General features: G+C 66.7%; 24 protein-coding genes. 13 read left to right on the forward strand and 11 right to left on the reverse strand.

Annotated features, from left to right (window positions below):
* Positions 1-38: 38 nt before the first annotated feature.
* The 4 genes from ACFC1I_RS06060 to ACFC1I_RS06075 all read left to right on the forward strand — a co-directional run bounded on the left by ACFC1I_RS06060 (position 39) and on the right by ACFC1I_RS06075 (position 4,580).
* A complete protein-coding gene (locus ACFC1I_RS06060) occupies positions 39-1,163 on the forward strand; it encodes a M24 family metallopeptidase (protein WP_376007043.1) in 1,125 nt (374 codons plus the stop codon).
* Positions 1,164-1,324: 161 nt separating this feature from the next.
* A complete protein-coding gene (locus tag ACFC1I_RS06065; protein ID WP_376007045.1) occupies positions 1,325-2,788 on the forward strand; it encodes an APC family permease in 1,464 nt (487 codons plus the stop codon).
* A 38-nt stretch (positions 2,789-2,826) separates the two neighbouring features.
* Positions 2,827-3,234 (forward strand): hypothetical protein, encoded by a 408-nt coding sequence (locus ACFC1I_RS06070; protein ID WP_376007047.1) that lies wholly within the window; start codon positions 2,827-2,829, stop codon positions 3,232-3,234.
* Positions 3,231-4,580, forward strand: a complete 1,350-nt coding sequence (locus ACFC1I_RS06075; protein ID WP_376007049.1) for a dipeptidase — start codon at positions 3,231-3,233, stop codon at positions 4,578-4,580. Before ACFC1I_RS06070 ends, ACFC1I_RS06075 begins: the two co-directional genes overlap by 4 nt.
* A gap of 13 nt (positions 4,581-4,593) precedes the next feature.
* Here the strand turns inward: ACFC1I_RS06075 and ACFC1I_RS06080 are convergent, their stop codons facing one another.
* Complete coding sequence (locus ACFC1I_RS06080; protein ID WP_376007051.1) at positions 4,594-5,988, reverse strand: threonine/serine exporter ThrE family protein; 1,395 nt, start codon at positions 5,986-5,988, stop codon at positions 4,594-4,596.
* A 19-nt stretch (positions 5,989-6,007) separates the two neighbouring features.
* Between ACFC1I_RS06080 and ACFC1I_RS06085 the strand changes: the two genes are divergently transcribed.
* The 6 genes from ACFC1I_RS06085 (at position 6,008) to ACFC1I_RS06110 (ending at position 12,442) form a co-directional block, all read left to right on the forward strand.
* Complete coding sequence (locus ACFC1I_RS06085) at positions 6,008-6,256, forward strand: hypothetical protein (RefSeq protein ID WP_376007053.1); 249 nt, start codon at positions 6,008-6,010, stop codon at positions 6,254-6,256.
* An 897-nt stretch (positions 6,257-7,153) separates the two neighbouring features.
* Entirely contained in the window at positions 7,154-7,969 is an 816-nt protein-coding gene (locus ACFC1I_RS06090; RefSeq protein ID WP_376007055.1) for a helix-turn-helix domain-containing protein, read from the forward strand.
* Between the two features lie 45 nt (positions 7,970-8,014).
* Positions 8,015-8,563: a DUF5655 domain-containing protein gene (locus ACFC1I_RS06095; protein WP_376007057.1), complete on the forward strand. Its 549-nt coding sequence runs from the start codon at positions 8,015-8,017 to the stop codon at positions 8,561-8,563.
* Positions 8,564-8,681: 118 nt separating this feature from the next.
* Entirely contained in the window at positions 8,682-11,054 is a 2,373-nt protein-coding gene (locus tag ACFC1I_RS06100; protein ID WP_376007059.1) for an arylsulfatase, read from the forward strand.
* A gap of 154 nt (positions 11,055-11,208) precedes the next feature.
* The gene (locus ACFC1I_RS06105; RefSeq protein WP_376007061.1) at positions 11,209-11,892 is read left to right on the forward strand and encodes a DUF1345 domain-containing protein; all 684 of its coding nucleotides are present in this window, start codon (positions 11,209-11,211) and stop codon (positions 11,890-11,892) included.
* A 142-nt stretch (positions 11,893-12,034) separates the two neighbouring features.
* The gene (locus ACFC1I_RS06110) at positions 12,035-12,442 is read left to right on the forward strand and encodes an NAD(+)--rifampin ADP-ribosyltransferase (RefSeq protein WP_376007063.1); all 408 of its coding nucleotides are present in this window, start codon (positions 12,035-12,037) and stop codon (positions 12,440-12,442) included.
* A 182-nt stretch (positions 12,443-12,624) separates the two neighbouring features.
* Here ACFC1I_RS06110 and ACFC1I_RS06115 read toward each other — a convergent pair whose 3' ends face one another.
* The 10 genes from ACFC1I_RS06115 to ACFC1I_RS06160 all read right to left on the reverse strand — a co-directional run bounded on the left by ACFC1I_RS06115 (position 12,625) and on the right by ACFC1I_RS06160 (position 21,176).
* Complete coding sequence (locus tag ACFC1I_RS06115) at positions 12,625-13,233, reverse strand: recombinase family protein (protein ID WP_376007065.1); 609 nt, start codon at positions 13,231-13,233, stop codon at positions 12,625-12,627.
* A 268-nt stretch (positions 13,234-13,501) separates the two neighbouring features.
* On the reverse strand, positions 13,502-14,095 hold the full coding sequence (locus tag ACFC1I_RS06120; RefSeq protein WP_376007067.1) for a DUF305 domain-containing protein: 594 nt from the start codon (positions 14,093-14,095) through the stop codon (positions 13,502-13,504).
* Between the two features lie 53 nt (positions 14,096-14,148).
* On the reverse strand, positions 14,149-15,030 hold the full coding sequence (locus ACFC1I_RS06125; protein ID WP_375992237.1) for a F510_1955 family glycosylhydrolase: 882 nt from the start codon (positions 15,028-15,030) through the stop codon (positions 14,149-14,151).
* A 70-nt stretch (positions 15,031-15,100) separates the two neighbouring features.
* Complete coding sequence (locus tag ACFC1I_RS06130; RefSeq protein WP_375992239.1) at positions 15,101-15,712, reverse strand: DUF305 domain-containing protein; 612 nt, start codon at positions 15,710-15,712, stop codon at positions 15,101-15,103.
* Positions 15,713-15,809: 97 nt separating this feature from the next.
* Positions 15,810-16,247, reverse strand: a complete 438-nt coding sequence (locus tag ACFC1I_RS06135) for a DUF6153 family protein (protein WP_376007069.1) — start codon at positions 16,245-16,247, stop codon at positions 15,810-15,812.
* Positions 16,248-16,282: 35 nt separating this feature from the next.
* Entirely contained in the window at positions 16,283-18,460 is a 2,178-nt protein-coding gene (locus ACFC1I_RS06140; protein WP_375992244.1) for a heavy metal translocating P-type ATPase, read from the reverse strand.
* A 76-nt stretch (positions 18,461-18,536) separates the two neighbouring features.
* Entirely contained in the window at positions 18,537-18,866 is a 330-nt protein-coding gene (locus ACFC1I_RS06145; protein WP_375992247.1) for a heavy-metal-associated domain-containing protein, read from the reverse strand.
* Positions 18,867-18,898: 32 nt separating this feature from the next.
* Positions 18,899-19,180, reverse strand: coding sequence for a metal-sensitive transcriptional regulator (locus tag ACFC1I_RS06150; protein WP_318353149.1), 282 nt, complete (start codon positions 19,178-19,180; stop codon positions 18,899-18,901).
* A gap of 488 nt (positions 19,181-19,668) precedes the next feature.
* The gene (locus ACFC1I_RS06155) at positions 19,669-20,217 is read right to left on the reverse strand and encodes a hypothetical protein (RefSeq protein ID WP_375992250.1); all 549 of its coding nucleotides are present in this window, start codon (positions 20,215-20,217) and stop codon (positions 19,669-19,671) included.
* 107 nt (positions 20,218-20,324) lie between these two features.
* The gene (locus tag ACFC1I_RS06160; RefSeq protein WP_375992253.1) at positions 20,325-21,176 is read right to left on the reverse strand and encodes a hypothetical protein; all 852 of its coding nucleotides are present in this window, start codon (positions 21,174-21,176) and stop codon (positions 20,325-20,327) included.
* 129 nt (positions 21,177-21,305) lie between these two features.
* Between ACFC1I_RS06160 and ACFC1I_RS06165 the strand changes: the two genes are divergently transcribed.
* The 3 genes from ACFC1I_RS06165 (at position 21,306) to ACFC1I_RS06175 (ending at position 23,775) form a co-directional block, all read left to right on the forward strand.
* Positions 21,306-22,640 carry a hypothetical protein gene (locus tag ACFC1I_RS06165; protein WP_375992256.1) on the forward strand — a complete coding sequence of 445 codons (1,335 nt, stop codon included), beginning with the start codon at positions 21,306-21,308 and terminating at the stop codon, positions 22,638-22,640.
* Positions 22,641-22,783: 143 nt separating this feature from the next.
* Complete coding sequence (locus ACFC1I_RS06170) at positions 22,784-23,137, forward strand: ArsR/SmtB family transcription factor (protein WP_375992258.1); 354 nt, start codon at positions 22,784-22,786, stop codon at positions 23,135-23,137.
* A complete protein-coding gene (locus tag ACFC1I_RS06175; RefSeq protein WP_375992260.1) occupies positions 23,134-23,775 on the forward strand; it encodes a cation diffusion facilitator family transporter in 642 nt (213 codons plus the stop codon). The genes ACFC1I_RS06170 and ACFC1I_RS06175 overlap by 4 nt, the downstream gene beginning before the upstream one ends.
* Positions 23,776-23,991 lie beyond the last annotated feature (216 nt).

Genomic DNA, 23,991 nt, shown 5'->3' on the forward strand with positions numbered 1-23,991 from the left:
GTCGATTTGCGCGCCTCGTTCGGGTTGAGGAGACACCCATGGATGCCGTGTCGGTGCCGTTCACGACGGATGACTACCGAGCACGCATGAAGGGGGCGGCGCAGGCCGCCGCGGCGGAAGGTCTCGACGGGCTGCTCGTCACGCCCGGCCCGGATCTTCTCTGGCTCACCGGGTATCAACCGACGGCCATCACCGAGCGGCTGACGTTGCTCGTGCTCCGCGAGGATGCCGAGCCGCAGCTGTTGGTGCCGATTCTGGAACGTCCGGATGCCGAGTCAGCAGCCGGTGCGGGCGCCGTGACCATCACGGATTGGCGAGACGGCACGGACCCGTACACCGCGGCAACGCCGTTGCTCCGATCCGATGGCGAGTACGCGATATCGGACTCGGCGTGGGCGATGCACCTTCTGGGTCTGCAGGCACGCGCACCGAAGACCAGATACTCGTCGGTCACGGAACGACTGCCCATGCTGCGGGCGGTGAAGGACCCCGCGGAACTGGCCAGGTTGGAGGCCGCGGGCGCGGCTGCGGACGCCACCTTCCGTGAGATCGTGAAGGTGCCGTTCGTGGGGCGCAAAGAGACCGACGTCGCCGCCGATCTTGCGCGGCTGCTCCGTGAGTTCGGGCACGAACAGGTCGACTTCACCGTCGTCGGGTCGGGGCCGAACGGCGCCAACCCGCACCACGAGGCGGGCGATCGCACGATCCTTGCCGGAGACATGGTCGTGCTGGACTTCGGCGGGCTGATGCACGGGTACGGCTCCGACACGACCCGGACGGTGTGCGTGGGTGAGCCGACCGCGGAGATGCGGGAAGTCCACGACGTCGTGCGCGCCGCTCAGCAGACGGCGTTCGAAGCCGTGCGCCCGGGCATCGCCTGCCAGGAGGTCGACCGCGTCGCTCGTCGGGTCATCACCGAGGCCGGGTACGGCGACGAGTTCATCCATCGCACCGGGCACGGGATCGGGATGACGACCCACGAGCCGCCGTACATGGTCGAGGGTGAGTGGCGGCCGACGGTGCCGGGAATGTGCTTCTCGATCGAGCCGGGCATCTACCTCGCGGGCCGCTTCGGCGTCCGGATCGAGGACATCGTCACCGTGACCGAGGACGGCGGGCGTCGCTTCAACGACACCGACCACGGGCTCACCATCGTCGAGTGATCGGCACCCGATGGCGCCGCTGGGCGCATGCATCGGTGGTGCTCTACCGTCGGGCCCCCCTCAGCGCTATCTTCAGCACTGATCGGCTTCTGTTTCGGTACCTCGCCACGCGGAAAGGGACGTCCGATGCTTCACTCGCCTGATTTTCGAGTTGGCGCGCGATGAGCGGCGCGGAATCGTCAAGCCGCCGACGCGACACGGTCCGTGCGCGTGCCGCGGCCGTGCCCGCACCGGTGTGGATCTCGTGGATCGCCCTCGCGCTCATGACGACCAGCTCGGTCGCCAGCTTGCGGCCGGCGCCGACGATGGCCGTGTACGGGCTGGCGGCGGTCTTCCTCTACCTGGTCCCGGCGGTCGTCTTCCTGCTGCCCACGTCATTGGTGGCCGCGGAGCTTGCCTCCGGCTGGAAGGGCGGCGTCTACAAGTGGGTGTCCGAGGGCATCTCGAAGCCCATGGGGTTCCTGGCCATCTGGTGCCAGTTCGCGATGACGATCTTCTACTATCCGACGCTGCTCGGGTTCGTAGCATCCACTCTCGCGTACGTCATCAACCCGGCGCTGGCATCGAATGGCGTGTGGACGGCGCTCGTGATCATGGTCTGCTACTGGGCCGGTGTCTTCGTGTCGTCGCGAGGAACCAAGGGCGTGGCGGGCCTCGCGAGCTGGGGTCTGATCATCGGCACGCTCATCCCCGGCGCGGTGCTGGTGATCCTCGGCGCGCTCTTCCTCGGGCAGGGCAACCCGTCGGCCGCGCCGATGACCGTCGACAACCTGCTCCCGCAGTGGGCCGGCCTTGCCAGCCTCGTGCTCATCGTGAACAACTTCCTCTCCTACAGCGGCATGGAGATGAACGCGGTGCACGTGTCGTCGCTGAAGAACCCGGGTAAGGAGTACCCGAAGGCGATCTTCCTGGCCATGGGGCTCGTGCTGCTGATCTTCATCCTCCCCGCGCTCGCGATCAGCTGGGTCGTCCCGGCCGAGCAGATCTCGCTGACGGCCGGCATCATGCAGGCGTTCGAGGCCGTGTTCGCCACCTTCGACATCTCGTGGCTGACCCCGATCGTCGGGATCATGCTCGTCGCGGCGTCCCTGGGTGGCATGCTCACGTGGCTGGCGGGTCCGTCGAAGGGCCTGCTGCTCATCTCGCGGGAAGAGGGCTACCTCCCGCCATTCCTGCAGAAGCTCAACAAGAACGGCGTGCAGCAGAACCTCCTGGTCACCCAGGGCATCGTCACCTCGGTCATCGCGCTGGGATACGCGCTCATCCCGAACGTGTCCAGCGCGTACTGGATCTTCTCCGTGATCACGACGCAGGTCTACCTGATCATGTACCTGCTCATGTTCGTCGCCGCGGTCCGCTTGCGCCGGCTGCATCCCGATCACCCGCGCGGATACCGCGCCCCGATGCTGGTCGCGCTCTGCGGGGTCGGCTTCGCCGCGTCGCTCGCCGCACTCCTCGTCGGTTTCATCCCGCCGTCGCAGTTCGGCGACCAAAGCCCGTGGATTTATCTCGTGATCGTGGGTGGGGGCGCGCTCGGACTCGGGCTGCTCGTGCCGTTCCTCTTCTACCGGTTCCGCAAGCCCTCCTGGAAGCAGCCGGCCGCGGCACCCGGAGGTGAATCATGAGCACGGATGCTGAGACCCAGAGCAAACGAGAACGCTCGGTGATCGCCACCGTCGCCATCGTCGTGCTGGTCGCGCTCGCAGTGATCGCGACCGTCATGTTCGTCGGGGCCCGGCAGCAGGCCAAGGATGTCGACAAGGCACAGGAACTGCTCGACGCGTTCGCCGACGCGGGAATCGCGGTCAGCTTCACACCGGAGCAGGTCGCATCGGTGCTCGGCGACGACGGAGGCGCGACCTGCGCCGACCCGAACTCCGCGCTCGCGCGGTCGACGCTGCTCGCCGCGCTCTCGAACGGCGCCGGTGGGCCAGGCCTGCGCCCGACCTTGGTGGAATCCAGGCTCCTACAGGGCCAGCTGCTGATCATCCAGACGTACTGCCCCGATGAGGCCAAAGAGTTCCAGGAGTTCGTGGACAGCCTCAACACGGTCGGCGGCGACGGCTCGTGAGTGACGAGATCCGCGCGCGGATCAGCGCGATGATGCCCGCCGCCCGCGGCGAGCTCGCCGAGCTCGTCGCCATTCCCTCCGTCGCCGACCCGCGCCAATACCCACGGGAGGAATGCGCCAAAGCGGCCGAGTGGGTACGCGGACGATTCGCTGCGCTCGGTTTCGATGACGCCCGGCTGGAGCGCACACCCGATGGCAGTGACGCCGTCGTCGGGAGCCGGCAAGCAGCTGACCCGGACGCGCCGACGGTCCTGCTGTATGCCCACTACGACGTGCAGCCTCCCCTCCAGGAGTCCGCGTGGCGGACGCCGCCGTTCGTGCTCACCGACGTCGACGGCCGCTGGGCGGGCCGCGGGGCCGCGGACTGCAAGGGCAACATCCTGATGCACCTGCTGGCGCTGCGCGCCCTGCAGGACGAGATCCCCGTCCACCTGAAGCTCGTCGTCGAGGGCAGCGAGGAACAGGGCACGGGCGGGCTCGAACGCTACGTCGAGGAGAACCCCGATGTCCTCTCCGCCGACGTGATCCTCGTATGCGACACAGGGAACGCCGCGGTCGGGCGCCCTGCGGCGACCGTTTCGCTGCGTGGTTTCGCGAACGTCGTCGTGCGGGTCGAAGCGCTCGCGTCGGAGATCCATTCCGGCATGTTCGGCGGCCCGGCGCCCGATGCGCTTGCCGCGCTTGTCGCTGTGCTCGCCTCGTTGCGCGACGACGACGGTGCGACGACGATCGACGGCCTCAGCAAGGACGGAACCTGGGTCGGTGAGCCCTATGACGCCGGGCAGTTCCGCACCGACGCCGGCGTGCTCGACGGGGTCAGCCTTCTGGGCGACGGGACCGTGGCGGACGAACTCTGGGCGCGGCCGGCGCTCACCGTGCTGGGCATCGACTGTCCGCCGGTGGTCGGCTCATCAGCATCCATCGTCCCGCGCGCCGCGGCCCGTCTGAACCTGCGGATCCCGCCCGGCGTGCACGCACAGGACGCGCACGACGCGCTGGCGGCGCACCTTCGGAACCATGCTCCGTGGGGCGTGCGGATCGACGTCGAGACCGAGGCGGTCGGAGAACCGTTCCGCGCTTCCACCGAAGGACCCGCGTTCCGCGCGTTCGCCGCCGCGATGCACTCGGCGTACGGGATCGAACTGACGAGGCTGGGGCAGGGCGGATCGATTCCGCTCTGCAATGTCTTCGCCGACACCTACCCGAGAGCCGAGATCATCCTCATGGGCGTCGAAGAGCCGCTGGCGCTCATCCACGCGCCCAACGAGAGCGTCGATCCGACAGAGATCGAGAACCTGGCGGTGGCCGAGGCGCTCTTCCTCCGGTCCTACGCGAAGACGGTCTGACCGAGCGACGAAGTCAGCGCGACTCGACGGGGGTGTCGTCGTCCATCCAGTCCGCGGCGGGAGCGCTGCGGAATCCTCGCGCGGAGCCTGACGCCACCAGCCCCAGCAGCACGCCCAGCGCGATCGACACCATCGTGGCGATCGTGGTGATGATGGCGTTGGTGCCCGACGACTCCCCGTCCAGCGCGGTCGCGACGCCGATGAGGCCGAGCGCGCCGGGCACGAGCAGCCAGAACGCCGGCAGGAAGCTCACCAGTGCCGGCGGCCCGGTGCGCTGGCGCGCCACGACCACGGCGACCGGCGTCATCGCCGCAGCGCCCACGAGCGCCGAGAGGACGCCGTCGAAGAACACATCACCGAGCACCTGGGCGCCGTAGGCGACGTACAGCACAACCAGGATCCAGCCCATGGACGAGGGGCGCGCACATTGGTAGACGCTGATGCCCACGCCGAAGACCGCGACGGCCACCCACGGCGCGATGGGGCCCAACGGCCAATGCGTCGCGGTGATCGAGGGAACACCGATGAGCGCGGCAGCCGCGACGATGCCGGTCGCGAGCAGGAGTAACCGGATAGCTCCGGCGGCGACGCGTGCAGCGCCCGAGACGATGTGTCCCGTCGCGAGTTCGATCACGCCGATCGTCAGGAGCCCGCCAGGCAGCAGCATGATCAACGGGGCGACGATCGCCGGCAGCACACCCGGATCGACGAGATGCGCGACCCCGAGCATGACCACACCGACCCCGAATGATGCCGCCACCACCACCAGAGCCTGGTACGCCGCTTGCAGGCGCTCCGTCCCGAGCAGCAGCGCGCCGACGCCGACGCCCAGCACACCCGCAGCGATCACACCGGGCCAGGATGAGCCGAGCAGCACACTGAGCGCTGCAGACAGCAGCCCGTATGCACCGATCCGCTGCCACTTCGTGAATGGCTGGGGCAGACCGTCAACGCGCGGGAGCTGCCGACGCACCCAGCTCGCGCTGTTCGGTCGGGTGCGCGCCACGCCCGCGATGCGATCCACGGCATCGACCTGGTAGAGCAGCGCGGTGCTGTCGCCGGCGGTCACCGCCCTCGTCTGCACAGCACCGGCATCTCCCGACGAGACGAGGATGGATGTCGGGAACACGACGGCTTCGGCGGAGGTCAGACCGTTCACCTTCGCCATGTCGTCCAGGGCGCTGCGGACCTGTCCTACCGGGTAGCCGCTGTCGATCATCGCGGTGCCCAAGGATGCCATCGCGTCCAGCACGGCGGACGCTGACTGGCTGCCGGCCACACCAGTGATCGAGTTGGTGGCCTCACGCGCAGGCCCGCGAGGTGCGAGCAGCCACAGCAGCACGCCCGCCGCGACGAGCACGCCGAGTGCCAGCAGCACCGTCGGCAGCGTGGTGGTCGATTCCGTCACCGCGGGCGGGATGGCCGGAATGGGTGTTGCTGTCGGCACCGGAGTGGCGGTCGGCTCGGGCGTCGGGGTGGCGGTGGGCGTCGGGGTCGCGTCGGGCGAGGCCGTCGGCTCGGGGGTGGACGTGGGCGTGACGGTGGGCGACGGCGACGGTGAGGCCGTCGGTGTCGGTGTCGGTGTCGCTGTCGGGTCAAGAGTCGGCGACGGTGACTCCGCCGGCGCAGCGGGAACCAGAGGCGAGACGTTCGCCGGAGTGGTTGCGGATGCGTGAACGATCGAGACGAGGACTGCGGTGCTCACCAAGAGAAGGATCGCCGCGGTAGCGGTGGCGCACGCGAGAATCGTGCGCCACCGGCGCCTCGGTTTCGTGTGCGTCCACGTCATCAATCACTCATGTTGGCACTGCGACGCAGCAAGGCGATAGCGCGCCGCCCAAGCGAGAGCTCCCGTCCGGATGCGGGAGCTCACCCCATGCCGGGCGCCCCATACTGGGCTCCATCCGGCAGTTCCGGGCAAGAAGCGTCAGCGGTCTGGGCTGCGATCTCGGCACGCACAGCGACGCCGTCCGGCACGACTCGGAGGGTGTACACGATTCCTTCCTGAGCGCCCGGTTCCGGGATGTACCCGAGGGACATCCCGTCACTGTTCGTGCCGTCGGGGCGATGGTCTCCCCATACGGAGACGAGACCAGGGGCGGGGTGTTGGTCGAGCCAATCGGCGGTATCGCTGAGTGTGGCGTCGGGTACTAGCCAGAACGCCTCAAGCTCGGATACTGGCCCGCACGGCCAGCCCGTGTAGGACATGAACGAGGCGACAGTCGAAGTGGCGGCGGTCGTACCGGGCGGAAGGGAGATGTCGTCGAGCCATGCCTGGGCCTGCGCCTGTGCCTGCTCGTCGCCGCTTCCAGACGCGATGACACCAGAGGGAGGTGGTGTCGACTCGGGCGTGGTCGCGGCTGCCGGGGCGGGCGCGCCCGCAGGTGTCTGACCGGTCGCACATCCGGTCAGGGCGAGGGCGGCCAGAACCGATGCGGCGAAGGTAAGGCGGTGGCGCACCCGACCACTCTAGGAGGCGGCGCCAGACACCTCGATGAGCACGATGCACAGGAGCCGCGATTTGTTGGCTGCCTGCTCGTCTGCCGCAGGTGAGCCCGTCATACGCTCAAGTCATGAGACCAGAGCCCGTGCCCTTGCCGGACGTGCTGTCGGGTGTCGTGCTTGAAGTCTGGGCGCTCGACATGCCGCGTCAGCACGAGGGCGAGCAGGTTCTGCCGATGCCGACGACGGAGATCATCGTCAATCTCTCGGGGCCTTATCGCGTGCACACGCCCGGCGGGGCGATCTGGGAGACGCCGGCGGTCTTCGGGACGGGGATTCGGCATGGCGTGGTGCGGTTCGAAGACCCGCCGACGCTGCGGCACGTGGCGGTGCGGCTACCCGCGTACGGTCCCGCACGGTTCGGCGTCCCTCCGTCGGCAGCACCGGCACCCGTGCCCGGAGCGCTCGGCGCGGACCTGGCAGCCCTCGCCTCCGCCCTGCACTCCGCGCGGGACTCGGATGTGACCGATGCTGCCTGCGAGGTACTCGGACTGCTGGAACGTCACGTGCGGCCCGAGACGGACGCGGAGCGCACCGTGCGCCAGGCCGCCGACGCGCTGGTCGCCGATCCCGCCCGTGAGATCGCGGGGATCGCCGACGAACTGGGCGTGACCCACAAGACGCTCATCTCTCGGTTCCGGCGCGTCACCGGTGTCACGCCGTCGCAGCTGTCGCGTCTGGTGATGGTGGATGCCATCGTTCGGGCGGTGCCGACGACGGGCACCATGCCGTCGTGGACGCAGATGATCGCCGACAGTCCATTCGTCGATCAGTCGCATTTCATCCGCTCGTTCCGGCGGCTCGTGGGCATCTCACCGCGCGAGTATCGAGATGCGCTGGCGGCCACACGGTACGACGATCCGCGGTTCCTCGCCTCACAGGGGTGAACTCGGTACAAGGCACGTGGCACCGTGAGCCCTCATCCTGAGGGTATGGACGTTGACGAGGCACGCAGAACGCAGCTGCGCAACATCGAGCAGTCGACGGGCACCCCGCTTGCCGACTGGTTCGCACTCATCGAGGGTCGCCGGGCCGAAGGGCTGAAGCGCGGTCAGCTCGTGGCCTGGCTCAAGAGCGAGCACGGACTGACGCACGGCAACGCGAACGCACTCGCGCTCGCGTCGGCGGCCGACGGAGAGGTCGAGCCCGTCGACCTCGTCGCGGCTCAGTACGCCGGCGGGAAGGAGTCGCTGCGGCCGCTCTACGATCGGCTCGTGACGTTGGCCGCGTCGCTGGGCGACGACGTCGAGGTGTCGCCGAAGAAGACGAGCGTGTCACTGCGCCGTTCGAAGCAGTTCGCGGTGCTCACGCCCGCGACGCGCACGCGCATCGACGTCGGGCTCAACCTCGGCGACGCACCCGCGGACGGTCGGCTCGAGCAGACGACTGGCATGTGCTCACACAGGGTGCGGATCTCATCAGTCGACGAGGTCGATGACGAACTCGCCCGCCTCCTGCGGGCCGCCTACCAGCGCGCCTGACCTAACGATCCTCTGCCGTTTATCTAGACGGTCGACTGGCCCGACCCCTTGATGTCGCTGTGGCGGCCGCGGCCGGCCGGGCCGTAGCGTGGGCGGGGTAGCCGATGAGAGGGCGAGAATGACCGGGGCACGCGACATCCAGCGATCCATCCTTCCGATTCCCGATCAGCGGGCGACGACCACGACCACTTTCGACGCGAAGGACCCCGACACCGCGTTCCCGCCGATCACGCCGCTGCGGCCGCCGGCGGGTGCCCCGAACGTGCTCGTGATCATGCTCGACGACGTCGGGTTCGGGGCATCCAGCGCCTTCGGCGGGCCGGTCGCGATGCCGACCGCCGAGCGGCTAGCCGCCGCCGGCCTCAAGTACACGCGATTCCACACCACGGCAATGTGCTCGCCGACGCGGGCAGCGCTGCTGTCGGGCCGCAACCACCAGACGGTGGGCATGGGTGGGATCACCGAGATGGCGACCTCGGCGCCGGGCACGACGTCCATCCGTCCCAACACGTGTGCGCCGCTGGCCGAGGTCCTGAAGCTCAACGGTTTCTCGACGGCGCAGTTCGGCAAATGTCACGAAGTGCCGGTGTGGGAGACAGGGCCGACCGGCCCGTTCGACCACTGGCCGAGCCCGGGCGGCGGGTTCGAGTACTTCTACGGCTTCCTCGGCGCCGAGACGAATCAGTACTACCCGGCGATCTACGAGAACACGATCCCGATCGAGCCCGACCGCACGCCCGAAGAGGGCTACCACTTCATGGACGACATGACCGAGCGCGCGATCGGCTGGATCCAGACCGAGCAGGCCATGACGCCCGACAAGCCGTTCTTCGTCTACTTCGCGCCCGGCGCCACCCACGCCCCGCACCACGTGCCGAAGGAGTGGGCCGACAAGTACAAGGGCGCCTTCGATGACGGGTGGGACGCGCTGCGAGAGCGCACGTTCGAGCGTCAGAAGGCGATGGGCATCATTCCGGAGGGCACCGATATGACGGCACGGGATGCTGTGATGCCGGCGTGGGACGACATGCCCGAGGATCTCCTCCCGGTGCTGCGCCGGCAGATGGAGGTGTACGCCGGATACCTCGAGTACGCCGACTTCTATGTCGGCAAGCTGGTGGATTCGCTCGAGCAGCTCGGCATCCTCGACGACACGCTGATCTACTACATCATCGGCGACAACGGCGCCTCGCCCGAGGGCACCCTGCAGGGCACGTTCAGCGAGCTCATCTCGATCAACTATCGCGGCGACATCGAGAGCCCCGAGTTCCTCGCGTCGAAGCTCGACGACCTCGGCGGCCCCGACGCGTACAACCACTACGCGCTCGGCTGGGCGCACGCGATGTGCACGCCGCTGCAGTGGACGAAGCAGATCGCCTCGCACTGGGGTGGCACCCGCAATCCCGCGATCGTGCACTGGCCGTCGCGGGTGACGCAGGGTGGCGGCATCCGTGAGCAGTTCACGTACATCACGGATGTCGCGGCCACCGTGCTCGAAGCGACCGGGATCCCGGAGCCGTCGACCGTCAACGGCGTGACCCAGGAGCCCCTGCACGGCACGTCGATGGTCTACACCTTCGACGACACGGATGCTGCGGAGCAGCACGAGACGCAGTACTTCGAGCTGCTCGGCAACCGGGGGATCTATCACAAGGGGTGGTCGGCGGTCACGATCCACCGCTACCCGGGGCTGCCCGGCATCACCCAGATGACCCAGGGCTTCGACGAGGACCGCTGGGAGCTGTACGACGGCGCCACGGACTGGTCACAGGCGCACGACGTGGCGGCGCAGCATCCCGAGAAGCTCGCCGAGCTGCAGCGGCTGTTCCTGCTGCAAGCCGACCGCTACAACGTCTTCCCCCTCGATGACCGCAAGGCAGAGCGGCTCAATGCGACGATCGCCGGCCGTCCGGAGCTCGTGACCGGCACAACGCAGACGCTGTTCCCCTCGATGCGGCGGCTGCCCGAGAACACGGTGCTCAACATCAAGAACCGGTCGTTCTCGGTGACCGCAGAGATCACCGTGCCCGAGGCGGGGGTGAACGGCACGATCGTCGCGCAGGGCGGCCGGTTCGGCGGGTGGGCGCTGTACGCCCTCGAGAACTCGCTGTGCTTCTGCTACAACGTGCTCGGTGTCGACTGGTACCCGGTCCGCGCCGATGCGAAGCTCTCCGCAGGCATCCACCAGGTCCGGTCGGAGTTCGCCTACGACGGCGGTGGCCTCGGCAAGGGCGGCACCGTGACGCTCTTCGTCGACGGCCAGCAGATGGCGACCGGACGCGTCGGAGCGACGCATCCGTTCATCTTCTCCGGCGACGAGACCACCGACGTCGGCGCCGAGACGGCCACGACTGTCTCGGGCGACTACGACGCCCGGGGATCGAAGTTCACCGGGAAGATCGCCTGGGTGCGGCTCGATGTCGGCGACGACAGCCACGACCACCTCATCGACCCCGAGCACGTCTACCACGTCGCAATGCGGAGGCACTGAACTCGACCGCTCAGTAGCAGCGAGCGCCCAGCCGGATCCCCGCGGGCGCACGTACGAGGAGGACGGCCCATCGTTCTTTCGGCGCTTTGCGGGCGTGCCCTGAAATAACGAACGATGGCCACATCGGCCTCAATTCGCCGAGTACGATCGCGCCATGCAGGCGCAAGAGCGCCCGACACCGGCCTTGGCGGGTGAGGGACGCCGAAATCTCGTGTCGCTCGGCATCGCCGCCGTCGTGGCGGTCGTGGCCCTGCTCGTCTTCAACGCGCTGTGGCCGGTCCGGTTCACCACCGACGCCGTGGTTCTGACCATCTTCGTGTTCTGGATCGCCTACTCGTTGTCGTTCCTGATCCTCACCCAGTACACGTTCGGCCGTGCGGATGCGCGCACGCTGCGGGCCTGGTTGTCGGCGACGAACTCGCGAAGCCGCAGCCTCGCACTCCCGGCGAGTGCGGTGCAGTGGGCGGTGCTCGCCCTCGTGGCAGTGATCCTCGTGCTCATCCTGCCCGGGCTGCTCGACAGCGTGCTCGCCAATGCGCTCGGCTTCGTCGTGGTGATAGCGGGCTGGCTGGTGACCGTCACGGCGTACGCCATGCACTACGCCCGACTGGACGCCCAGGAGGAGTCGTTCGAACTGCCCGGCAAGCGGGCCGACGGCCCGGTCTTCGCGGACTACTACTACCTGGCCGCGCAGATCGCGACGACCTTCTCGTCCGCCGACATCAACGTACTCACGACCCGCGCTCGATCGATCGTCACCGGACAGACGTACATCGCTTTCGCCTTCAGCACCTTCATCATCGCGCTACTCATCAGCGTCCTCTTCCTCACCAACTGACGCACGGCAGGCAGCGAATAGACTCCGGGGTCGCTGCAGTCACGTCGCCCCCGGATCCCCATGCGCGCGGCGCTCATGGAGGGGACGCACCCGCGCAGCCGCGATCCTCAGGCCTGCTCGGGGTGGGTGCGACAATAGCGCGATGAGCGGCACTGCTTCACTCGACGACGGCCCGTTCTTTCACGGCACGCGTGCGAACCTCGTCGCCGGGCATCGGTCGAACTACAGGCCCGAGGTCGTCATGAACCACGTCTACTTCACGGCCCTCCGAGACGGCGCGGGCCTGGCCGCCGAGATCGCGGCGATGCTGGGACCCGCCGAAGCAGAGCCGCACGTCTACCTGGTCGAGCCGACCGGACACTTCGAGAACGACCCGAATGTCACCGACAAGAAGTTCCCGGGCAACCCGACGCGTTCTTACCGGACTAGCGCGCCCATGATCGTCGTCGAGGAAATCCCGGAATGGACCCGGCTGACACCGGAGGCCCTCGAGTCATGGCGCGTTCGGCTGGCTGCGCTGCGCGAGAGCGACGCCGAGATCATCAACTAGCACCGCGCATTTCGATGCTTGGTCGAGTGTCGCCCCGACGATTCGTGTTCGGGCACCGCCCGAGGGCGGTTCCTTGTCGGCAGCGAGGTTATGCGCTGTGCGGGACCTCTCCGGATAGAGCCGTCGCCGCAGCCACGAGTCGCGCGCGGGGCAGCAGCGGGTGGCTGCGGCATTGGCGAGTGTCAGAAGATGTGTGCTTCGCAGGTGGCGAGGAACGCCGCGCGGCGGCGCTGGAGTTCGCGGTAGACGGTGGCGCGAGACACGCTGAACAGCTCGGCGATCTCAGTTTGGGTGTATTCGCCTCGGTCCTGCACCTCGAACAGCAGTTTGCGCTGCGTGGTCGACAGCTTGGGTTGCTTGCCCTTGAGATGTCCTTTCGCGCGGGCGACCGCCATCCCTTCTTTCGTGCGCATGCTGATCAGGTCGCGCTCGAACTCGGCCACCATGGCGAGCACGTTGAACAGCAGCCGCCCTACCGGGTCGGTGGGGTCGTACCTGCTGCCGCCGAGGCTGAGCGCTACGCCCTTCGTCGTCAGTTCGTCGGCGATGTCACGCGCGTCCCGCAACGAACGGGCGAGCCGATCGAGTTTGGTGACGACGAGGGTGTCGCCTTGCCGGACGGCGGCAAGTGCCTCGCGCAGTCCGGGTCTGGCACGGTTGGTGCCGGTCAGTCCGTGATCGACGTAGATGTTCGAATCGAGGACCCCGAGTCGCAGTAGCGCATTCCGCTGTGAGGTGAGGTCCTGATCGGCGGTGGAGACTCGTGCATAGCCAATCTGTATTCCGTTCATGCGGCCGAGCGTGCTACCCGTAGTGCGCACGCGCACCAGGGATGGATCCCTATCCGGGCAGCGCTCGGTAGTCGTTGGTTGCGTGCGGGTCTGAGCGCGTTCCGTATCCATCCCTGACCGGGCATTGCTCGCACGAGGTCGGTTGCGAGCGGGCCAGGGCGCGTGCGTTTGGCATCCCCTAGCGGGCAATGCACGCTGAGCGGAGGGCAGCGTGCATTCGCCTCGTCGCCGCTCGTCGAGTCTCAACGAGTCGTCTGGGGCAACGGCGTCATTCTGGCGGGCAGGTGCGATCCGCAGTGTCGTCGTAGGTGGGCACGGGGCGGTCTGCGGCCTGCTCGGCCGTCGCAGCAATGCCATTCTCTGCGATGTCGTTGATGAGCCAGTCCATCTCGTGGATCTCGCGCTTCTGCGCTTCGCTGATGTCGACGGCGAGTTGGCACACGCGATAGTCCTGGATCTGTGCACGCTCTGAGCGGGTGATGGCGAGCGAGTGGTGCGGGATCATTCCCTGCATGAAGGCGGTGTCGTCGACTGTGATCTGACTGCGGTCGAGGGCGATCCCTCCGCCGATGAGGACCACACCCGCAATGATGATCGCGATGTTCGCCTTGGTGTTCTTGTACATGTTGAGCATCCAGCCGAGCATGATGAGGACCATCGTGCCGCCCATCGTGAGGGCCATGAAGATGCGGCTTTCGCTGAGGCGGATGTGGCTCCATTCCCAGGAGCCGGCGAACATCACGAAGTACATGATGACGACAGCGGTGAGGATCATCGCGCCGAAGCGGATGTACATGCTGACGGACCCGTGCTTCTGCTGCTCTTCCTGGTGAGTGCCGGAGTGCTCGTCGTGGTGGGACATCGGTTGTCTCCTTGTTTCGTGGGGTGGCGAAGGATCGTGGGTGGTGGGGGCTGCTAGGGCGAAGGGGGTGATGGGAGCAGCGTGAGGCCGCTGTCGTCGACGACGAGCAGGTCGCCAGTGTTGGTGATGGCGATCGCTTGGGCTTGACCATGCACGGTTCCTGCTTCGCTCCAGGAGGGGGCTCCGGCGGTAGTCGTCCAGATCTTCCCGCCGCTGGCTACTCCGACGATTCGTTGATGATCCGGTGAGACGCCTAGCAGTGCGATGAGCGGCGTATCCGCCCACGGGCCGAACGATGCTGCGCCGTCAGTACTGACCTGTAGCCCGTCGGGTGTCGACGCGATGACTCTGCCGGTGGCGTCCGCGACCAGGTTGAAGGCAGGTATGGAGCCGCCCGTAGGTGTCCAGGTGTCTCCTTCGTCGGTGCTCACCAAGACATCCGAGGAGTCGGTGGGAACCCCGTACACCGTGCCGTCGGGGGCGGTCGCGAGGACGTGGAAGTCCTTCTCCCCCGTGAACGCGACCGGAGTCCAACTACGACCGGTGTCGGTGCTGCGGATGATGCCCAGGTGTGGGTCGCCGAGCCCGGGAGGGGTGGTGCGGCCAGGGTGTCCCGAGGCGAGCAGGATGTCGCCGACGGCGGTGAGGCCCATGGCGTCGAAGCGGGGACCGTCGACTCGGGGGCCGAGTTTGCCGTCGTCGGTTGCGGTGTAGATGCCGTCGTGCGTACCGATCAGGAACCCCGACCCGGACGGGTCGGCGACGACGTTATGCGCGTGTTCGATCGTGGACGCGGTGTGGTCGTCGCCGGTGGAGGGCGTTTGGGCAGCGCAACCGGCGATGAAGATGAGCGCGGCGAGCGCGCCCGCAGCGAGGATGCTGCGACGCGCATGGTGATGGCGCAGGGGCGATGTCAGAGTGCGATGAAGAAGCATATGGTGTTGCTTTCTGAGTCGATCGCGTGCGGTCGGCGCACTGCAACTGCACCGACCCGCACGCAACGGGTCAGAGGCTCCCGAGCAGCTCCTGCATGGTGGCGATCTCCGTGGTCTGCGTGTCGATGATGGTCTGCGCCATCGCGATCGCGTCCGGGTTCTGGCCGTTGTCGACTTCGTCGTGCGCCATGGTGATGGCGCCTTCGTGGTGCATCGTCATCTGCTCGAGGAACAGTCGCGACGCCTCCGCGCCGGTAGCCGCATCGAGGGTCGCCATGTCGTCGTCGCTCATCATGCCGCCGCCGTGGTCCATGCCGCCCACGGCGCCGGTGTCGCTGTCAGCGCCCCATTCGTCCAGCCACAAGTGCAGCTGGTCGATCTCGGGCTGCTGGGCAGCTTTGATCTCGGACGCCAGGGTAAGAACGGCCGGGTCGATGCCTTCCTTGTCCAGGATCATGTCGGACATCTCGACGGCCTGTTCGTGGTGCGGGATCATCATCTGCGCGAACATCACATCCGCGTCGTTGACGTCCGCTGTGCCCGCGGACGAGGAGGACGGGGCGGAGCTGTTGCCGTGGTCCATGCCGGGCATGGACTCTGAGCCGGTGCCGCCGGCGCAGCCGGCGAGGGTGAGGGCGGCAGCGAGGGTAATTGCGGCGGTTGCGGTGGTACGGATCTTCATCAGGGTTCTCCAATACAGGGGTACGTGAAAGCAGCGCCGGTCAGGGTGACGGGCGTGCGGGTGCGGGAGCCGGACACGAGGGTGCGGCTCGGGTGCATCACGTAAGGCTGAGGCAGAGAACGGTGAGTGAAGGTGGACGCAGGGCCGGCCTGGTGAGCAGTGCCGTCAGGACCGAGGGTTTCGGTCGCGGGAGGATCGACAACCACCGCACGACGGCGCCGGGCCGCATCAGCAGCAGCACGGTCGCCAACAGCGCCAGCACGCACGCCATCGCGAGCATGTCGGAGTGTCCGCTGCCGCACTCCGCGCACGGCTCGTCGGTGGCGGTGGTGCCGGAGTGGTGGTCACCGGCACCTGCAGCCGCTGACGCGGTGACGGTGGCCTGGTGACCGGTGTCGGTGGCGGTGTGGGCGTTGAGGGAGTGCATGGCCAGCAGACCCACGATGATCGCGCCGGTGACCGCGATGAGCAGCAGCAGCCTGCGGGCCACCGTCCGGCCGGTACGAAGCCGGTCCGTCAGTGCGATCAGCGACATGTCACCTCCCTCTCTTCCACGGTACGTCACACCCGTCAGCGTCGGATGACCGCGTCGGGGGTGAGATCGAGTCGGCGCAGCAGTTGGGCGTTGAGGGCAACGACGATCGTGGAGAGGGACATGAGGATCGCGCCCACCGACATCGGCAGCACGAAACCGATCGGGGCGAGGACGCCGGCGGCCAGCGGCACCGAGATCAGGTTGTACCCGGCAGCCCACCACAGGTTCTGCTTCATCTTCCGGTAGCTGGCGCGGGACAACTCGATCACGGACAGCACCGATCGGGGGTCGTCGCTGGCCAGGATCACCCCGGCAGAGGCGATCGCGACATCCGTGCCGGCGCCGATGGCGATCCCGACATCAGCCTGCGCGAGAGCGGGCGCGTCGTTCACCCCATCGCCGACCATCGCGACCTTGCGCCCTTCATCCTGCAGCTGCTTCACCTTCGAGGCTTTGTCCTCCGGCCGCACACCGGCGAAGAACCGGTCGATGCCCAGTTTCGCGGCCACCGATGCGGCGACAGCTTCGGCGTCTCCGGTGATCATCACGACCTGCACGTCGCGGGCGTGGAGCGCGTCGATCGCCTGCCGGGACTCGGGTCGGATCTCATCGGCCAGGCGCAGCGCACCGGCGACCTTCCTGTCGATGAGGACATGCAGGATGATCGCCCCCTCGCCACGCCAGGTGTCGGCGATGGGCAGCTCCTGCGTGTCGGTCTGCTCGAGCAGGTACGGGCCACCGACCTGCACCACCTGGCCGTCGACCGTGGCGCGAACCCCGACCGCGGGTGACGACTCGAAGTCCGTCGAACCCGGCACGGACAGACTCTTCTCCCGCGCGGCGGCGACGATGGCTCGAGCCAACGGGTGCTCGGAATCGGCCTCCGCGGCGGCCGCGAGGGTAATCAGCCGGTCGGCGTCGATCCCGTCTGCCGGTTCGATAGCGGTGACGGCGGGGGCGCCCTTGGTGAGGGTGCCGGTCTTGTCGAACAGCACCGTGTTCACGGTGCGCATGCTCTCCAACGCGAGACGGTCCTTGATCAGCACCCCGCCGCGGGCTGCGCGCTCGGTGGCGATGGACACCACCAGCGGGATCGCCAGGCCGAGAGCGTGGGGGCAGGCGATCACCAGCACGGTGATGGTGCGGATCACCGCGTCATCAGGAAGCCCAACCAGGGTCCACACCACGGCGGTGATCGCTGCGGCGGTCAGTGCGAACCAGAACAACCACCCGGCGGCACGATCAGCGAGGCGCTGCGCTTTCGACGAGGAGTTCTGCGCCTCGGTGACCAGGCGTTGGATGCCGGCGAGGGCGGTGTCCTCCCCGACCGCGCTGATCTCGACACGGATGCCGGAGTCGGTGGCAACGGTGCCGGCCACGACCGCGTCCCCGTCGCTTCGGCGGACAGGCTTGGACTCGCCGGAGATCATCGACTCGTCCATGCTCGCCGAACCCTGCACCACCCGGCCGTCAGCGGGGACTCGTCCACCCGGGCGAACCACCACGACGTCACCGACCTGCAGATCCGCCGGCGCGACCGTGACGATGGTATCCCCGTCCACCTTCTCCGCCTCGTCCGGGAGGAGAGCGGCAAGGGAATCCAGGGCGGAGGTGGTCTGCGCGAGCGAGCGCATCTCGATCCAGTGCCCCAGGAGCATGATGACGATCAGCAGCGCCAGCTCCCACCAGAAGTCCAGTTCGTGATCCAGCAGCCCGAGGCTCGCGCCCCACGACGCGACGACCGCGACGGTGATCGCCAGCCCGATCAGCAGCATCATGCCGGGCTTGCGGGCCCGCAATTCGCTGACCGCACCGGTCAGGAACGGGGCGCCACCCCACACGTACATGACAGTGCCGAGGACCGGGGAAATCCAGCCCACCCATGCCGCGTCGGGCAGCGGATACCCGAGCAGCATCGAGAACATGCCCGAGAACGCCACCACCGGGACAGCGAGGACCAGGTTGATCCAGAACAATCGACGGAACCGTGCGACATGGTCCGCACCATGCCCGGCGTGCCCACCGTGCTGCATCCCCTCGTGGACGCCGCCGTGTCGCTCATCGGTGCTGTGCTGCGCGGATGTGTGGTGTGCGTGGAGGTCGCCAGCGGTCTCGGGCTCTACGACCGCGGCTCGGGCGCCCTGAACGGCGTCGTCATCGCCCGCCTGGGTCGGCGCCGAGCGGTGGTGTGCGTGGTGGTCGTGCTGGCTCATGATGAGCTTCCTTCCACTGTTCGCATTCGACGGATGCGGGTCATCCCGGTGATGTCGAGCTCGACATCGACCGTTTTCATGACGGGCTGCTGGCCAAGGCGTAACCAGCCTCCGCCACCGCCGCCTCCACAGCGATAGCAGGGATCGGCGTCGAGCTGCGGATCGTCACCCGCGACGCACCGCCCGCGTTCAAGTCAACCGACACACCATCTACCCCGTCGATCGCGGACAATTCCTCGGTGACGCTCGCCACGCAGTGCGAGCAGGTCATCCCCGTCACCAGCACCTCGGACGTCACCGCCGCCGTGACCTCACCCACGGTCTCGGGCGTCGATGCGGTCGCGCAGCACGCACAGCCGGCGCCTGCGTCCTTCAAGCCCAGGTCGTTGCGGTTCTCAGTGTTCATCATCGTCTCCTCATAGTGCGTGGGCAGGCGGGCTAGGAACGGACCAGACGGGCGATTGCATCGTTGGCTTCGCGGATCTTCTGTTCCGCGACGGCACCACCCTCGGCGCTTGCTTCGGCAACGCAGTGCGAGAGATGGTCACCCAGCAGTGACAGCGCGACAGACTCGAGTGCCTTCGTCGCCGCGGAGACCTGCGTGAGGACGTCGATGCAGTACTTGTCCTCCTCCACCATCCGCGCGATCCCACGAACCTGACCCTCCGCGCGTCGCAGCCGCTTCAGCAGGTCATCCTTGCTCGCCGTATAGCCGTTCATGGCAAATACCATACCCCCCTATGGTATTCAGGGCAACTCTTATCGCATCGTCGCGCCCTCCAGCCGTGAGGCGCAGGGGATGTCTCGCAAAGCACGACAGTTGAGTGGGCGGCATCCAAATCCCGTGAGTCCGAACGGGTTCTCCGTGTCGCCTGCGGTGTGAAGGGCGATCCGTAAACGCGCATCGCCCGCAAGGGGGAGACTATGGGGGGCCGAGGGCGCGTGCGGTTGCCATCCCTAAGCGGGCATGCGCACGACCAGGGACGCCGATCGCGCAGGACGCTCGGGTGGAGGCTCTGGTCAACCCCAGTCGCCTGCGCAGTCTCCAGGAGAATTAGCGGTGTTCGTGACGCGGCCCGGGGCGATGGACGATCGGCGGGTTGCCGGATGCCGTGAGAGTCTCACCGACCATGCTCGGAAGCATGGGGGCTGCCGCAGGAACGGAGTGCGTGTCGCCAGTCGATGACTCGTTGCCCATATCCAACTCCCTACAGAGCTCCCAATACATCGAGGATGGTCACGATTATCGCAGAGGCCCACGACACTGCTGCGATAATCATCGCGCGTCGGATGTGGCGATTCTTGCGATTCAGGTCGGCGCGAGCACTGCGTAGCTCAGTCAACAGGTCGCTTATGAACGAGTTGCGAAGCGCTGCCGCAGGTGCGGCTTGGTAGATCTTTGCGACATCCGGCGTGAGCATTGCTGCGTGCGTCTTCCATAGCCAGAGTGACAAGAACCCATAAACTGCGGCGATTGCGCCGATGACGATCGGGATCAGCGCCCATGGCGACTCAGCAGTCGCCGTCAGCGCGATCGACGTCGCGGCGGCAGCGCCCACTACGATCGAGCCCCGAGTGACGGCATTCGTCTGCCGCGCCATGACGTCCTGTAACTGACGACTGACTTCCGTGAGGATGAGGTCTTGCTGTTCGGAGTCGTCCCGCGGCCTTGGCTTGCCTGGGCTCACAGGCGCCGGAGGTCGCGAGCAAATGTGTGAGACCAGTCGTTTCCTGATGGCTACCGGGTCGCGATCCATGCGTCGATCGTAAGCAGGGCCAGGGGCGGTCGTTGCAGTGGCGAGCGGTAGCCACGCTGTGATGTCGTCGGTTCGGGCTCGAGCCTACTGAGGTTGTAACACCTCGTTCACAACGGCGGCAGGGGACTTTGGATGAGGTGCAACTCCTGACCATGCTCGAGTGCGAGCCTTCCGAAGTCATCGGCGTCAGACGCGGAGAGCGTCATGCCTTCGTAGGGGCGGGCGTGGGTGAACAGCCGACCCGCCTGAGCCTGAAGCACATAGATGCCCACCGCGCCGGGCGTTCGGCCTCGGCCACCGAACACCAACGACTGGTACCAGGACGAGTTCCCACTTGGTAGCGGAATTCTGACGCGAAGATCGGAATCACGGGACGATACTTGGGCCGGCTGCTCTGCGCGGGGTGCGATGGTCGTCGGACGGCTAGCAAATCGGAAGCCGTCGCCGCTAGTCACTGCCACAAGACTGTAGCCGCCGACGCTTGGGTGTCGACCCCACGGCCCCGGGCCCGCGAGACTGTCCATGGCCATGTATAGGCCGTGCCCTGCTCCGCAAGCACGCCGCGAGTCCTCGAAGAGCATGGCGAAATCATCGAAGGCCGTGTCATCGCCTTCTAGTGCCAGCTCGCCGGCTGCCACACTTTCTACGGCTCCGTCGCTAACGGTCCAGATAGATGGTCCACCAAGCGAGGCGACGATGAAACCTGCATCCTCAACGCCACGAAGGTGTTCGATGATCTCGCCCAGCTCCTGATCACGGCGGTCAATCAACTGTCGAATCAGCGCGGTCGGGCGGGCGCCCGAGATAGCTACGGCAAGTTCATCCCGTAGGAGGACTATCTTGGGGAGCGCGAGATCGAAGACCCGCGCGGACGCGATGGCATCATCCTCGTACGTCACCTTTGTATCGGCAGCGATGGATATCCCGGAGTCGTGGGCGACGGCGGCGATGAGCGTCATGGAGTAAAGATATGTTGACGAGATCCCGGTGATGCAATCGGCGCCACAACTGCACTGAGCAGTTCGTGCTCGATCCACCCGGATTCATCGAGGCCAGCCGTGTGGTCGCGGAGCGCAAAGGAAGATGCAATGAAGGTCAAGGACCAGAAGGCATCAATCATCGCGGGGCTGGAGCGGGCGCGAGCCACGGTGCGCAGCACTGATGCTGACCCACGCATCGGATGGGCATGGGTCGACCCCGACTACCGTGCATCACCCCTCAGGGCCTTTACAGGGCCCGATGGGTCGATGACCGTCGATGATGCGGGCATTGCAACCCTTACCGACGCGGTCGAAAGCCTCCTTCGGATGCCCCAAGTGCGCGAAGTCTGGCGCGATGAAGATGTCTGGACGGTCGTTCTCCAGTTGCTCGCTCATATCGCGGTAAACCCCCAGACTGATCTGGAGTCCGCGGTCGACCGGATACTGAAGCCTCAGTCGGTTCGTGTGGTGGCTGCCCTTGCCAACGTGACATGGCACTCTGAGCCCCAGACGATCGGAGGGCTTACGCTCGCTCACTTGGCATCGGAGGAAGACGCGAGACGACTGGCCGGGGTGTTGAAACTTGACGCACCATCAACCGACGCTCTCAGGCACCACACGGCACAGCTCACGCGCGAGTTCGGATCGTATGTAGTGGCGACGGCGGCGAGCAACCGACAAGAGCGTCTCGCGTACAACGATTTCGAGCGCTCGCTTGAGGACCTGGTGGGGTTGACGCTGATGTACTCAAGGCACCTCGAGAGTCACGGGATTCATTCCGGACGAGGTGCCACCAATCGTCCCGGTGTCCGTGGGGTCACGCTGGACAGGAGCGCGCTAGGAAGTTTGCTCACCGAAAGGGGAGCGGGCGAGCTGGGTGCACGCGTTCTGTCTATTGGCGGCTTCGGAAGCCGAAACGGATTCCATTGGTTCAGCGCTGACCCGATGCCCATCGACAAGCTGCTCGCGGGCGATGAGCAACGTGTGATCGCAGAGTTGCTTCAGGCGGACGATGCCCTTGCGCAACGGCTCCGCGTGGCAGCGAGATGGTACGCGCGCGCCTTCTGGGCATCGTCCGAGGATGACGCGGCGCTGGCTGTCTGCGTCGCGCTCGACTCGATACTGACTGGGAAAGACGCTGCCCCCGGCGCCGTCAGCAAGGGGCGTTTCGCGCTTCTCGAACGCAACCCCGCTCTACGTGAGGAGCGGTTCAAGCGATACGACCAGGTTTACGGCGTCCGCAATGCGATTGCGCACGGGGGTGGTGCGTCAAGGGCTCTGGCGGAGCTGGGAGGATCTCGCTCGTTGCTCCGCGATGCCCGTTGGGCTGCCGCGCAGTTGGCAGATCTGCGAGCCCTTGCTCTTCCGAAATCCGATGCAGAACTGCGGGATACGTGGAACGGTATTCAGTGGGCCACAATCCCTTGGGCAGGCGATTCATAGATGGCCTTCTCCATGGCCTGTGCGGAACATCGACGGCCACGTTACCCCCAAGTGTCCCGATCGTCGGGATCCTCCAGCGAGCTGTGCTCGGAGTAGGGAGCATCTCCCGCCCGTCAATACAGCGGAGACTGTATGATCAGCGAATGCTGACCATAACGACTCGTCTGGACGTGATGAACCGCCTCGGCCGCGCCATGGCCGACGCGTCCCGATCACGGATTCTGATGACCCTGCTGGAGGGGCCAAGTTACCCGGCCGTGCTGGCTCGCGATCTCGACCTGACTCGCTCGAATGTCTCGAATCATCTGACATGCCTTCGCGATTGCGGGATCGTTGTTGCGGAACCGGAAGGCCGGCAGACCCGCTACGAGATCTCCGACCCGCATCTCACTGCTGCCCTCACTGCGCTCGTTGATGTCGCCCTGGCCGTCGATGAGGATGCCCCGTGCCTGGACGCCGCGTGCACCGTTCCCGGTTGCTGTGAGGTTGCATCGTGACCGCGTTGACGACCGAACGCCGGGAGCGGCTGCACCGCCGCGTCCGTTTCATCGTGGCGTTCACCATCACCTACAACGTGATCGAAGCAGTCGTCGCGATCACCGCGGGTGTGCTGGCATCCTCAGCGGCACTGATCGGCTTCGGCCTGGACTCCGTCGTGGAGGTCCTCTCCGCAGTCGCGGTCGCCTGGCAGTTCACGCGAAAGGACCCAGAGCGTTGGGAGAAAGCGACCGTCCGGGCGATTGGACTCGCGTTCTTCGCCCTTGCCGCCTACGTCAGCATCGACGCCATCGTCAGTCTCATCTCGCAAGAAGGCCCAGAGCACAGCCCGCTAGGGATCGGAATCACCGCACTCAGCCTGCTCGTGATGCCTTTGCTCGCCTGGTTTGAGACCCGCACCGGCCGCGAACTCGGATCCAAGAGTGTTCTCGCCGACGCACGCCAACTGCTGCTCTGCGTCTACCTGTCCGGAGCCGTATTCGTGGGCCTCATCCTCAACAGCCTCTTCGGATGGTGGTGGGCAGACTCCGTCGCCGCCCTCATCGTCGCCGCCCTCGCCGTCCGTGAAGGCATCGAAGCATGGCGCGGCGACGTCGAATCACCCTTCGAGGTGCTCACCGAGATGAAGGACGAATAGGCGCCACCACCACCAGCCTCCTGCCTCGTAACCCATGCCTTATGCGACGTCTCATGGAATTGGCCGGGCGATCGCAGGCTCGGCCTCGCCGGCCCCGGCCCGTGGAGCTTTGCGCTTGGTGGCGGCGTTCGGATAGCGCTCAATGTCAGTGCTCAGTCATCCGCGTCTATCGTTTGTGCGGCCGCAACGCGATCCACAAACCACAGCGTCGGCACA

Origin of the sequence: Microbacterium sp. NPDC056044, from assembly GCF_042267145.1 — a bacterium.
Lineage (GTDB): Bacteria > Actinomycetota > Actinomycetes > Actinomycetales > Microbacteriaceae > Microbacterium.